This window comes from bacterium, assembly GCA_026129405.1.
Classification (GTDB): domain Bacteria; phylum Desulfobacterota; class Binatia; order DP-6; family DP-6; genus JAHCID01.
On record JAHCID010000001.1, the window covers coordinates 483372 to 496294 of the forward strand.

12 protein-coding genes and 1 tRNA gene are annotated in these 12923 nt (G+C 66.8%); 2 read left to right on the forward strand and 11 right to left on the reverse strand.

All coding sequences use genetic code 11. The features are described 5' to 3' along the window. Positions 1-361: 361 nt before the first annotated feature. Together KIT14_02170 and KIT14_02175 are read left to right on the forward strand one after the other, a co-directional pair. A complete protein-coding gene (locus KIT14_02170) occupies positions 362-2572 on the forward strand; it encodes an adenylate/guanylate cyclase domain-containing protein (protein ID MCW5889338.1) in 2211 nt (736 codons plus the stop codon). A gap of 117 nt (positions 2573-2689) precedes the next feature. After that, a complete protein-coding gene (locus KIT14_02175; GenBank protein ID MCW5889339.1) occupies positions 2690-3412 on the forward strand; it encodes a hypothetical protein in 723 nt (240 codons plus the stop codon). Positions 3413-3864: 452 nt separating this feature from the next. Here KIT14_02175 and KIT14_02180 read toward each other — a convergent pair whose 3' ends face one another. From KIT14_02180 to KIT14_02230, 11 genes are all read right to left on the reverse strand, one after another. Next, a complete protein-coding gene (locus tag KIT14_02180) occupies positions 3865-4746 on the reverse strand; it encodes a hypothetical protein (protein ID MCW5889340.1) in 882 nt (293 codons plus the stop codon). 88 nt (positions 4747-4834) lie between these two features. Further along, positions 4835-5698, reverse strand: coding sequence for a hypothetical protein (locus tag KIT14_02185; GenBank protein MCW5889341.1), 864 nt, complete (start codon positions 5696-5698; stop codon positions 4835-4837). A gap of 463 nt (positions 5699-6161) precedes the next feature. Next, on the reverse strand, positions 6162-7379 hold the full coding sequence (locus tag KIT14_02190) for an MFS transporter (protein ID MCW5889342.1): 1218 nt from the start codon (positions 7377-7379) through the stop codon (positions 6162-6164). A 141-nt stretch (positions 7380-7520) separates the two neighbouring features. Then, entirely contained in the window at positions 7521-8099 is a 579-nt protein-coding gene (locus KIT14_02195) for a hypothetical protein (GenBank protein MCW5889343.1), read from the reverse strand. Continuing rightward, positions 8086-8442, reverse strand: a complete 357-nt coding sequence (locus tag KIT14_02200; protein ID MCW5889344.1) for a DUF190 domain-containing protein — start codon at positions 8440-8442, stop codon at positions 8086-8088. Before KIT14_02200 ends, KIT14_02195 begins: the two co-directional genes overlap by 14 nt. A gap of 7 nt (positions 8443-8449) precedes the next feature. Then, positions 8450-8836: a fluoride efflux transporter CrcB gene (crcB, locus tag KIT14_02205; GenBank protein ID MCW5889345.1), complete on the reverse strand. Its 387-nt coding sequence runs from the start codon at positions 8834-8836 to the stop codon at positions 8450-8452. Further along, entirely contained in the window at positions 8833-9837 is a 1005-nt protein-coding gene (locus KIT14_02210) for a hypothetical protein (protein MCW5889346.1), read from the reverse strand. The genes crcB and KIT14_02210 overlap by 4 nt, the downstream gene beginning before the upstream one ends. A 680-nt stretch (positions 9838-10517) precedes the next feature. Further along, complete coding sequence (locus tag KIT14_02215) at positions 10518-10934, reverse strand: hypothetical protein (protein MCW5889347.1); 417 nt, start codon at positions 10932-10934, stop codon at positions 10518-10520. After that, a complete protein-coding gene (locus tag KIT14_02220; protein MCW5889348.1) occupies positions 10924-11388 on the reverse strand; it encodes a hypothetical protein in 465 nt (154 codons plus the stop codon). Before KIT14_02220 ends, KIT14_02215 begins: the two co-directional genes overlap by 11 nt. Positions 11389-11767: 379 nt before the next feature. Further along, positions 11768-11839, reverse strand: a tRNA-Gly gene (locus tag KIT14_02225). A 49-nt stretch (positions 11840-11888) separates the two neighbouring features. Continuing rightward, positions 11889-12857 (reverse strand): COX15/CtaA family protein, encoded by a 969-nt coding sequence (locus tag KIT14_02230; GenBank protein ID MCW5889349.1) that lies wholly within the window; start codon positions 12855-12857, stop codon positions 11889-11891. Positions 12858-12923 lie beyond the last annotated feature (66 nt).

Consider the following 12923-nt stretch of genomic DNA (forward strand, 5'->3'; position numbering starts at 1 on the left):
TCCGTTCGTCCAGGCGCGAGAGCAGCTGCGCGCGGCGGGCCTGTGCAGCGAGATCGCCCTCGGTCGGCTCTCGCGCGAGCAGGTCGCGTCCTACCTCGTGCGCCGCTTGGCACCGGACCCCTTCGACGGCGACGTCGCGCGCGCCCTCTTCGACCACGGCGACGGGCACGCGCTGCGGCTCGTCGGAGCGGTCGACCACCTGCTGGATCGCCGGCGCCTGGCGCTGCGCGACGGCGAGTGGAGCCTCGACGGGGCGCTCGCGGAGGCGACGCTCGACGGCGTCGACTCGCCGCCATCGCCGGCGCCGGCCGCGACGCCGGCGAATCGTGGGCTCGCCGCCGAGCGCCGCCAGCTGACGGTCATGTCGTGCGACCTCGCCGACGCGAGCGCGCTCGCGCAGCGTCTCGATCCCGAGGATCTGCGCAGCGTCGTCCGCGCTTTTCAGGAGTCGGCGTCGACGGTCATCGAGCGCTGGGAGGGACACGTCGCCCAGTACCTAGTGGACGGGCTGCTCGCGTACTTCTGCTATCCGCAGGCGCACGAGGACGACGCCGAGCGGGCCGTGCGCGCCGGGCTCGAGATACTGAGCGCGCTGCAGGCGTCGAACGACGCCATCGAGCGCGAGCACGGCATCCGCCTGGCCGCCCGCGTCGGCATCCACACGGGGCCGGTCGTGATCGGCGAGATGGGCGGCGGCGCGTCGAGCGCGATGATCGCCCTCGGCGACGTCCCCCACATGGCGGCGCGCGTACAGCGCGCGGCGGAGCCCGACAGCGTCGTCATCACGCGCGCGACGCGCCGTCTGGTGGCCGGGACGTTCGTGATCGAGGACCGCGGCACGCACGTGCGCGAGGGCGGACATGAGCCGCTCGCGCTCCATCGCGTCGTCAGCCCAAGCGGCGTACGCGGCCGCATCGCGACCGCCGCGGGGCGCCTCACGCCGAGCGCTTCCCCGAGCAGGCCGCGGCGGAGCCCGAGGTGGTCGCGCGCCACTACGACCAGGCAGGACTCGCCGTGCAGGCGATCGCGCACTATCGCCGCGCCGGCGAGCGCGCGGCGGAGCGGTCGGCGAACGAGGAGGCGATCGGCCACCTGCGGCGCGCGCGAGGCGGCGCACACGCGCGCACGCGAGCTGGCATCCCGGATCGGCAACGCACCGGAGCTGGCGCGCGTGCTCGTCGGGCTGGGAACCGCCTACTTCGTGAAGGGTGACCTCGCCACGGGGGAGGCGGTCGGGCACGAGGCGCTCGCCGCCGCCGAACGCACCGCAGATGCGCTCGATCTCCTCCTGGCGCACGTCGTGGCCGTCGGCATCGGCGCGTCCGGCTTCCTCACGCTGTTCGCCGATCGCCTGTGCCGGGTCGGCCGTTTCGACGACGCGTCGATGTACGTCGGGCTCGGCCTCGTGCGCGCCGAGGGTCAGGGCGCGCACTGGGTCGACGCCGAGCTGCACCGCCTGCACGCACAGATCGTGGTCGACCGGGGCGGCGCGGAGGACGAGGCGGAGGCGCGTTTTTCGCGCAGTCCCTCGAGATCGCGGGGCGGCACGAGAACCGGCTGCACGGGCTGCGGGCTGCCATGGGCCTCGCACGGCTCTGGCAACGGCAGGGCAGGCGCGCCGACACGAGCAGCCTGCTCGCGCCGGCCCACGGCTGATTCACCGACGGCTTCGACCTGCGCGATCAGGAGGACGCCGCGGCGCTGCTGGCCGAGCTGGGCTGACGCGACGCGGGACGCCTCCCGCGCGCTTGGAAGGAGCGCGCGATCGGGGCTCTGCCGCCGTCGTTCCGCGGCACCGTCAGTCGAGCATCGGAAGCACCTCATCACGAGCCTGATCGAGAACGTCGGTGAGGGCCGTCGCGCAAGACGCGCCCACCGCGCCTTTCGCCGCAGCGTGTTGCAGCGCATTTCGCGCTCGCTTCGTTGCTCGCAGCAGGTTGCGCAACCGCCGATGCCGGCGCAGCTCCATGCTCTCGACCAGCGCGAGATCGGCCCATTCGACGGCGCGCTCGAGTGGCCGGCGCACCCGTGGGGGCGGTGTGGCCCCGCACGCATCCAAGGCTTGGCCGCGAAGGAGGTGGCACCGCGCGGCTGCGAGTCCGGAGCGGTCGGCGCACTGATCCAGGGCGCACGCGGTGCGGAAGAGCCACGAGTAGGGCGCGACGGGCCGGCCCCGGGCATCGATGAGCGGCGTCGCCACGCCGACATCGACCCGGTGCCAGGCGCAGGTGCGCAGGTCGACCGCGGGCTGGACGTCGATCAGGTGCTCACCGGGGTCGGCGGTGTACGGCACGATCCGCGGGTAGCCGGACATGATCGGCACGGCCTCGCCGGTGGCCCCGTCGGTGATCGTCATCGTGCCCGCGGGCAGCTGGTTGGACACCGGCGCGCCCCCCGGCCGCCGGTACGGCATCGAGTCGGTGAGCACGGCGGTGATCCGCGTGACCGCGCCGCCTCGCCCGCGGGCGGAGCCCGGCTCGTAGGTGCGCACCCAGCCGGTGGAGGGCAGGTCGTCCTGGCCGGGCGCCGGGTGGGTGATCGACACCGCGGTCGCGGGTTCGAGGCCCTGTAGACGCTGCCAGATCGACGACCAGTAGCCGGCAATGGCGACTGCGGCGAAGTCGACGCCGCCCGGTGCGGTTCTCATGTTGGCCGACATCCATGGCATCGAGGCCTGGACGCCGGCCAGGTGCTCCGTCGCCCAGAGCGATTCGACGTCCCACACGAGCTCCGGGAGCGCGGCCAGCTCGAACTGCTCCTTGGTCACCCCGGCGAGGCCGGCATCCGCGAACGCCTGGAGGAGCAGGTCGAGGTCGGGCAGCGGCCGGATGACGGGACGCGGGATGCCGTGCACGCCGATCGCGACGAGGTCCATCTGCGTCTCCGCACCGCCCTCGCTGAAGAGCGAGTTGCCCGGCACGAGGTAGTACTCCTCGAGGTCGGCGCCGTACGGCTCGAACAGCCAGTCCCACACTTCGTCGCCCATGCCGTGCCCCGCCATGCCCATCACGTGGGCGACGAAGTCGGCGCACGGCCCGGCGGGGTCGACGAGCTCGGCGCGATCGTCGCACCCTTTGGCGCGGATCAGGGCGACGTACGCGTCGATGAAGCGCTGCCAGTGCGCCTCCTCGCCGAACGTGTTGGCACCGAAGTAGCCGGCGTCGGGGAGCATGGCGCCAAGCCGAACCTGGTGCGCGTGCGCACGCAGCAACGCCTGCAGCTCGGGGTCGGCCACGTGGTCGATGGCCTCGACGGCCATCCAGCCATGGGTCGTGACGCCCGCGGCGTCAGCGGGCCGGGCCGGGAGCAGGAACCCGGCGATGAGGGTGACGGATGCCGCGACGGCCGCCGCCAGGCGGCGACGGGGCCGTGGGACTCGTTCGATGGTGCCCAGCATGGGGCGGGACCGTAGCGCAAGAGGGGTCGCGCCGTCCGGGCGTCTCGGCGACATTCGTGTGAACCACGGATGGAATCACCGGTAGCAGGCCGTCGGCGTCGGCGTGGTCCGCAGATCGACTTTTGGGTGTTCCGGCTCGGTCTGCGGCCGCCGAAGGTCGCACGCGTCAAGCCGGCGCTCGTGGTTGGAGCACCTGTGGTGTTCCCCTCGGGGAACACCACACGTTTGGGCTTCTACGGCTTTCACGGCCTTTCACTGAGTTTCGCTGCTCAACCGGCACCACTACCGGCACCAGCTACCAAGGCGATGCACAGGAGACGCCGCAGCAGCCAACGCCGTCTCCGCCGCGGCCTTAAGCTCGCGGAGAGCGAGCACACGCCACCGATGATGACGAACGTCTCGTGCACGAGCGCCCGATGGGACGGCGACTCGGGAAGTCTCGCGAGAGACTTCCCGGATCATCGGAATCAGCGTTCGATCTTGAAGGGGGGCGTGACGTTGCCCAAGCCCAAATCGACGGTCTCCACGCGATACAGACTGACTGCGGGATCGGGCGGCTGGACGTCATGCGTCACGCAGCAGCGGATGCACGTACATGCGCCAGTCTCCACTCCGAACATCGTCGTCGGATGGCACTGGAACGCCGATCCGACGGGAACAACGACGCCGACGGGGTCCGGTGCAGGGTCGAGGTCGTCGCAAGTGACGGTCGGAGCCGCCGTATCGGGAGGCGTCGCGCACTTGTAGGCGAAAGCGTCTTGCGAATAAGAGCCGGTGCTGACTTCGGCGTCCACCTCTGACGTGAAGAGATAGCCGCTCTTACCGTCCGCGCTGGGAAGGACCACCCTCATCAGGTCGCCAGCAAACAGGGCGGTACTACTATCGGTGAGTGAGAAGCGGCCTCCTACGCATTGCGCCCCCTGATGTGCGAACTGGTATTGGAAGTCGTCTAATATGGATGAGAAGCCCAGGCCGTCGGTGCTCATGGGGAATACGGTCGGCTGACCGTCGATCGTGCGCAGCGCCGCAACCCCAAAGCTGCCGAACGACATCAGCGAGCCGACCTCGTTGCCGGCGCTGTCCACGATCCGCGGTCGTGTTCCCGACAATGTCGGCAACGTGGTGGTCGTAGTGGGGAGTGTAGTCGTCGTGGGGAGCCCGAGCAGAACGCTCGCATCCCCGACGCTCTCCTTCTTTTTGCAGGCCGCGCCTCGGATCGTCACCTTGGTGACGACGCCCTTCTTGTTCTTCGCAACGCAAAGCACGGCGTTCGCATCGCTCCAGCCGAAAAGCGTGGCGCCGATGAACATGCCGGCGAGTGCGCAAACTTCGACGCCCTTCAATCGCATACGAGATGTCCCTTTTCTGGAGAAGCAGTGGGTTCGAAGGAGAGCTTGGAACTATGCGCGAGGGGCCTCACTGACGTCCTTCCGCGGTTCAGTGCTCGACCTTGAATGGGGGCCTGCTGTCTCCCAAACCTAGATCGATGGTCTGCACGCGCCAGAAAGGCAGCGGCACGTCCGGCAACGTCGCACAGCAGCGGCGGCATGTACATTGGGTCGTCGAATCCAGTTGGCACGGGTACTCCGATCCGATGGGAGCGAATTCCGGACCGTTGCAAGCGACGTTCGTGGGCGCTGGATCGGGAGGCGTGGCACACGCGACCTGGATATCCTCGTGCGACCAGACCCCGACGTGAAGCTCCGACGTCAGCACATAACCGCTCCTACCGTCCATGCTGGGATAGGCGATCTTGACCAGGTCGCCGTAGCCCTGACTCAAAGGCAGGAGGGCACTAAAAAATGGTGCGACGAGGTCTCCTTCGCAATCGGTCCCCTCGTGCTCGAACCCGTAAAAGAAGTCGTCCCGTGCGATTGGGGGTTCCACGTACCCGAGGGCCTTCAGGCCATCTATGACGGCCGGGCCGCTGCTGCGCATGGGGAATGTGATCGCCTGATCGTCGATCGTGCTCAGCGCCCAAACCCCCTCGCCGAGCAACCCGACGTTCGGGTTCACCCAGGCGACGTCGTTGCCGGCACTGTCGACGATCCGCGCGGCTCGTTTTCCCGGCAACGTGGTGGTCGTCGTGGAGGACGTAGTCGTCGTGGGGAGCCCGAGCAGGACGCTCGCATCCCCGACGCTCTCCTTCTTTTTGCAGGCACCGTCTCGGATCGTCACCTTGGCGATGACGCCTTTCTTGCTCTTCACGCAAAGCACTGCGTCCGCATTGCTCCAGCCGAAAAGCGTCGCGCCGAGGACCATGCCGACGAGCGCGCCAATGTGGACGCCCTTCATTCGCATGCGAGGTGTCCCCTTTCCGGAGAGACGGTGGGATCGTTCCGAAGGGGAGCTTGGGACTATGTGCGGGGGCCTCATCTGCGCCCTTCCTTCGCAGGCGGACGTGTGGACGGCCAGCCCGAGTCGATCGTTGTTCCGAGGGGTCTACCGCGGACTTTTGCGTCAGTCTAGCCCGCTGGCTTCCCGGGCAATCCCCTGATGTGTGGCACGCAGAGAGCGGGCGATCGGGGTCGAACCGGCGACGTCCAGCTTGGGAAGCTGTTCTTCGATGAAAGCCCGGAGGACTACGATCCGTGGGAATAATCTCAGCAGAGTCGAGAACGTAGGTCTCGATACGGTTTGTATGAGCTTCACTGAGCTTCACGGATCTCCGCTGCTCAACCGGCACCAGCATTTCGGCTGTCCTGCGTGGAACGACAGCGGCCTTGGCGAAGGACTGCCGCCACAATCGGACAGCGGCGCTTTCCTAGGCAGACCTCGCGGGCTCCAGCATCGGTGCTTCCGAACGCCCGAGGTGCACCATCCATAGCGTGCCAAGGAGCCCCATACCCGCCGGGAGGAGAAAGGCGAGCACGGTATGGCCCGCGGAGAGCAGAAGGCCGACGGTGACGCTCGAAGCCATGTCACCTACGGCATTGGCTGCGGCGAGAACCCCGAAGCCGAGACTTCGCTGCTCGCGCAAAAGTATCTCGGCAGCGACGGCCTTCTCGAGCGTCTCCTCCGTCGCGAGGTAGACACCCGAACACATGATGGCAAGGACAAGGAGTGCGGGAGCACCGCTACTGAAGGCGAGCAGGATGTTGGTGACAACGCCGAGTGCATATCCGCCGGCAAGAACGCGGAGCTTGGAGCCGCGGTCGCCGAGGCGGCCTGCAGGATACGCCGCGGCAGCGCTGATGGCATTGTGGACGGCGTAGAGAAGCACGGGGACCGATAGCGTGCTCGGTGTGGACCCAGTGCCGTGTGCGAATGTCGCGGCGGCTAACAGAATGAGAAAGGTGCGAGAGAAGTCGCCCAGGCCAAAGAGCGTGACGCCGGTGAGGTAAAGCCAGAAGCGGCGCGGGAGTCGGAGGCTCGCCGACGTAGTCGGTGCATCGTCCGCGACCGGGCGGTCCCGGGTTAGCGAGAAGAACGAGAGGACCGCCACTAGGGCTGGCACAAGTGTCAGCAGGATGATGCTGGAGACGCCGACGCCGAATGCGATAAGCAGCGCAGCCAGGAGGGGCCCGGCTACCGCGCCGAGCATGTCCGCGGCGCGTTCGACACCGTAGGCCCGGCCAAAGTGCGTGGGGCCGACCTCATCGGCAAGCATGCAGTCGCGGAGCGGCGCGCGGAAGCCGCGCCCTAGCCATGCGATCGAGCGTGCCGCGAGAAGACCGGTGAACGTCTGCATCAGCGCAAGTGATGCCGTTCCAAGCGCCGTGACGAGGTATCCGAGGGAGCCCCATCGGCGCTTGTGCTCTGTGTGATGTCCGACCCAACCGCCGACTAGCTTGGAGAGGCTGAATAGCAAATCGGCGAAGCCTTCCATGACACCCAGGGCCGCGGCGCCAAATCCGATGGTCTGCAGGTACAACGGCAAAGTGGCGGTCGCCATTTCGTGCGCGACGTCCGAGAAGAAGGTCGCGAGCACGATGCCGACGATTCCCCGGCCAAGCCAGGTAGGTCCGAACCAGCGAGTCATGTCCCAGCGGAGAAGAGGTGTCTCAGTCGCCCGCGGGAGTGAGGCCGCTCAAGACTCCAAGGCGATCGTGAACCAATCGCGGAGGATCGCCGCGTCGAGATCGCACCTGATGAGGTGGATTCTGCTCTTGTCAAAGCAGGTTCACGTAAGACGGCGCCTGTGGGAACGGCGTCGACGGCTGCATTCGTTGTAGCTCCGCGCAGACGACGGAGTCGCCTCTCGGCGTTGATCGAGAGCGCGCAGGGACAGCCGCCGAAATGCCACGCCTCGGGTCGCGGCGACGTCGCCGACCGCGTCGAAGGCCTGATCGTCACTGACGATCTCCAGCGTATCCCCCGCGAAGGCATCACCGAGCCAGCGACCTACATCCACTGCGATGCGCAGATCGCTCCAGTCCTTCACGCCGATGACCGGCGCACTGTGAAGCAGCGTCGCGCCGGCACGCGACAGAAGATGTGACGTCTCGACGCTGACGACACGCCAATTGCCGACTGCCGACACATAGCTGCGCCCCCCATCCGGCAGGCCGAGATGATCGAGCATGGCGGCGATGTGTGTGGCGCGACTGGCGTTCTCCACGTCGAAGAAGATGGCCCGGCGCGGCTCCCGCGGCACATCCGAACCGAGCGCCGGCTTCGCGGCAGATGCAGTGGTCGTAGCGGAAAGCTTCCTATTGCACGGCAGAAGCGCCCCGACGTCGATGGGCTTACTCCGTGGCATTCCCGTGCACGTATCGAATGACCTCGGCCTTCTCGAGAGTGACGAGTCCGCCGCTTCCTGCTGCCTCGATCATCGCGCCGAACTCGGGGAGCGCTGCCCGGATTTTCTCGTCCGTGTCTACAATCTCGAGAATGACCGGGAGATCCTCCGACAGGCGGAGAATTTTGGCGGTGTGGATCCGACTGTGCACGCCGTATCCTGCGATTCCGCGACACACCGTGGCACCTGCCAGCCCCAATGTGTGGGCCTTCTCCACGAGCAGCTCATAGAGCGGCCTGCCGTGGAAACGGTCCGACTCTCCGATGAACATGCGTAAGAGCTTGCCTTCGTCGATGATGTTCATGATGTCCTCACAGTAGACGCGCCGCGATGCTTCCCAGCCACACGGCGCCAAGGCACGCGGCGAACGTAACGCCGAGGTTTCCCATGGCGAGCCATCGCTCCCCCTCGCGGAGGAGCGCGAGCGTCTCATAGCTAAACGTGGACATGGTCGTGAACCCGCTGCAGAACCCCGTCGTCAGCAGGATGCGGAGGTCGGCGCCGACGAGCCCGCGCTCGAGAGACAGCGTCATTACCAGGCCAATGAGGAAGCTCCCGAGGATATTCACGACGAGTGTTCCCCACGGGAAGCCATGGTTGGCGAGGGTCTGCACGACGTCGATGAGCCAGTAACGCGCGACGCAGCCGGCGAGTCCGCCGAGGGCTGCGAGGGCAAAGCGTGAGAGCGACAAGCTCATGGAGCGTATCCGTGCCGTTGGAGAATCGCTCGGATCGCCTCTCGAGCTGCGGTTAGTCGCTCGCGCTCTTCGGCGGTCGCTTCCGCGCCTCGCCGTTGCTGCACTTGGGCGCGCTGTAGAGTACGTTCAGCAATCCCATAGCCGTCTCGGATTCGCTCGCGGAGCTCTTGTTCGAGCCGCCGGTGGCTCTCGCGCACTTGGTCGTCGAGGTCACTAGTCACGCGAGTCGAGTTGGCGACGATCAGTCGATCCAGGTAGTCGACGGGGTGCTCCATGAGGGTCGAGGTGAAGAATCCCGGGAGCCGAAACAGATCGCTGAACCATCGCGCCGGAGAGCGGCTGGTTATGTATATTAGCTCCGTGAAGTAGATTCCGCTCTTGCCGTGAAATCCGCGTCCAGCTTCGAGAACGGGCGGTATCTCCGCTGGTTGACCACCACTCTGGGAGACCACCCTGGCGAGAAAATCGTTGGCGAGGTCGACAAACCATTTCATCGCGGAACGATATGCGGCCTCGGCTATCGGTTGTTCTTCCTGTCGCCAGGAATCGAGGAGGCGACGATAGATGTGCTGGGCAACCTGATGCGCGTCGCGCCAACGCTTGACGCGAGAATGCGACTCGCCAGCCCCGATGACGCTGCGGAGTTCCTCCTGCGCAGCCGGGCCTACGCGCATCCGGAATGCCTGCTGTCGTTCGACGAACTGGGCTCGAAGTCGGCTCTCTTCTGCGGTCAGCAAGGAGCCGAAGGCACGCAGCGAGTGCTCCGCAGATGCCGCGACCTGCCTCAACGCCGTGATGCGCTGTTGGGATTCGGCAAGTGGTCGTGTCAGCGGGCCGACGCATGCTACGTAAAAGAGCCCCGCGGCGACCCGATCGGCGAACTCAGCGGTCTCAACGGAAAGCGCGCTGATTTCAAGCTTGGCCGCGATGGCCGCGAACTCGCGCAAGCCTGCGGGACCGACGGGGGAGGGGCTGGCGGTTTGAAGGGCGATCGCTACCATCGTTGTTGCTCATGGTAGGAGTCATCAGCCCTTCGGGCAGTTATACGGCGAACCCCATCGCCGAAGATGTTAGGTTAGCTGCCCGCAACGGGGGACGCAACTATTCTCTCATCGCGTCTCGCGCTGAACGTCCAAGTGGAGCTGCTTCTTCGCGCGGATGGCCGCGTCCTCGAAGACTTTGGTCATCAGCGCGCCGCGGTTCGTGAGGCCTCAACGAATCTCGGACGGGATCGGGGATACGAGGTGCAGCCGATGGAGCGACCCGGACCACGCCTCGTACTCCGGCGCATGGCATTCGCGGCACGCCTCTGAGCCGACGAAGTAGCCCTCGTCGAGACGAGATGACTGACAGCCTGCCGCGGGTACAACTGGCATGCGCTCCCGACAACAGCCACACGCTCGCCGAACTCACCGCATCGAAAGGAGGGGTCCATTGGTAGAATCTCTGAAGTTTCGAGCGCTCGCTCAACCACCCTCGTGAGGTGTCACGCAAAAGGTGAAACCGCGCGCCCTGCTCGGCGCATTGGTAGGTGTCGGCGCGACGCTGTTAGTGCCCGTGGTTCCGACTTTGGTGCGGCCCGCTACCCCGGAGATGGCCTCGTGGCTGTGGCCCGGATGGTTCAGATGGCGCAGACTTGATGCTTAAGAACTACGGCCGTGATCCGGGCGTCATCACTGGTCTACGCCTCCTGCATTGAGCGGATGCGGGAGTCCCTGAGATGCCATCCGGGGGCTGCATTCGCCTCTCTGGTTGCGCGCCTGGCGACCTCCTCGTGCGAGCGCGCGTGTTGGATATGCTGATCGATCTGGACGATCTCTTCTCCGTTCGCCGCCGGTAGTTCGAGAGTTGCGAGTTCGTTGAAGATCGCGATGGTCCGTCGGCCAGCATTGCTTGCCAGCCACTCGTGAACTTGTAGCTTTGACCAGACGACGTGGGCGATCTCGTGGCATGCGACGAAAGCGCAAACCTGCGCGAGGAGGTCCGAAATTGTGGCGCGATGCGCATCGGACCTCTCCAGGAGGATGTCCAGAAGGTTCTTGTCGCACTCTTCTTGGCGTAGTCGATCGTAATAGGCCTCGGCTGGCCTACGCCCCATCGTCAGTTGACCACAACAGCGTGTCCATCAGTCGTGCTCGGTGGGTGTCGTTCTTCACTATGCCGTCCAGCAGTTTGCAGGCGATGTCCCTCATGATCATCGAGCCCGATATGCCGATGTCTCGAGCGAACGCGTCGGAGGGTTCCGGTTGACCCGCCTGAAACCATGCGGCCACCAGCCCTTGGTCGGTCACGGACAGGTGCTCGACCGTGAGATTGTCGATCAGTAGTTCGACGAATCCGTAGTCGAGCAGGACATGCGCGGTCTGTGCGGATGGAAACGAGGAGCAGAACCTGTCCAGCGTATACACCTCGACGACGTTGATGGTCGCGGGATGGCTGGGAGCCGAGGTCGCGTAGATGTCGCGGATGAGCCGGTGGACGGCATCAGTGTCGAAGTCGTAGCGATGTGACGCCTGGCGACGTTCCTGAAGCCTATGGCGGGTGTCGGACAAGACACCTCGCCTGCCGTTACGAATCGAATGCCCGCTGACTCCGATGGCGCCATGTTTAAGGCAATTTCGCACCATCCCTGTCTTGCGATCAAGGGATGTCAGCCAGACACACCGTTAGCGTACAAGCCCCGTATGCGCGCGTGCGAACACTCGAAGCCGTTGCGGTGTTCAGCTGCCCCGGGGCCTCGAGCCGGTGCGCCATCACTTCGGCATAGCAATGCTTGCAGCGGGATGAGTCGGTACATGTTGGCCGGGCTCATGCTGGTCGACGGCAGCAACTCAGGCGCCTGACCAGACGCCCAACCGGCACCAGCTAAGAGACCGCCGAGGAGCGCCGCGAGAGCGCGACGCAAGTGCGTGATCGGCGAAGCAAAAAGAGAGCGGGCGACCGGGGTCGAACCGGCGACGTCCAGCTTGGGAAGCTGGCATTCTACCACTGAATTACGCCCGCGACGGTCCGAACCCTAGCCCACGGACCAGAGCCGGGCAAGGCGAAACCGTCAGGACGACGCCGGTGCCGCCGCCGCGCTCGCCGTGAGCAGGACGAGCACGATCCAGAGGAGATCCGCCAGCAGCAGATGGAGGAGCTGGAGCGGAATCGGCGCCAGCAGCCAAACGTTCGCGAGGCCGATGACGAGCTGGAGCGCATAGAGGCCGACGGCCGCTCCGGCGAGACGTGCGACGCCGCCGCCCGGGACGCTCCGCAGCGTCACCAGCGACGCGACGAACACCAGCGCGCCGACCAGCATGGCCAGCGTCGGGTGCCAGATGCGGAGGCGCACGAAGAGGTGCGCCGTCGGGGAGAAGGTGAGCGCGGCGCCTTCGGCACGGGTCGCGACCGGGAAGAGCGTGTCGCCGAGCGCCGTCACGGCCCCGCTGATGCCGAGCACGAGGACGCCGCCGAGCGCTGCGCCGAGCGCGATGCGGGCGCCGAGCGGCATCGCGCCGCGCGGCCGCGCGGCGCGGCCCGCCCAGTACGCCGTCAGCGCCATGGTCGCAACCAGCAGGAACGTGTTCATCAGGTGGCCGGCCATCCACACGGCGCGCGCCGTCGACGTGTCGCCCGCGACCAGCTCGAGCAGGACGAGCCCGGCGCCGATCAGCGCCTCGAGCACCATGAAGACCGCCGTCCAGGCGGCGGCGCTGCGGACGAGGTCGCCGCGCGGGAAGCGGCGCCAGGCGCCGACGACGAGGCCGATCACCAGCAGCAGCGCCGCGCCGCTGGTGAGCCGATGGCCGAACTCGACGAGCGTCTCGGCGGTCGGCGAGCGCGGCACGACCTCGCCGTTGCACAGCGGCCAATGACTGCCGCAGCCGGCGCCCGAGCCGGTGGCGCGCACGAAGGCGCCCCAGAGGATGACGAAGAGGGTGGCCCCGAGCGTCCACCAGGCGTAGTGCGCGAAGCCGCGGGCCGCCGGGCGGACGGCGGGCGAAGCGGGGACGTCGAGGACCGCGGCCGAGGTCGCCACGGGCGGAGCCTAGCGCCTGCGATCCGAGACGCAACCGCGGGCCGGTTGCGGAGAGCCGTGCCGCCC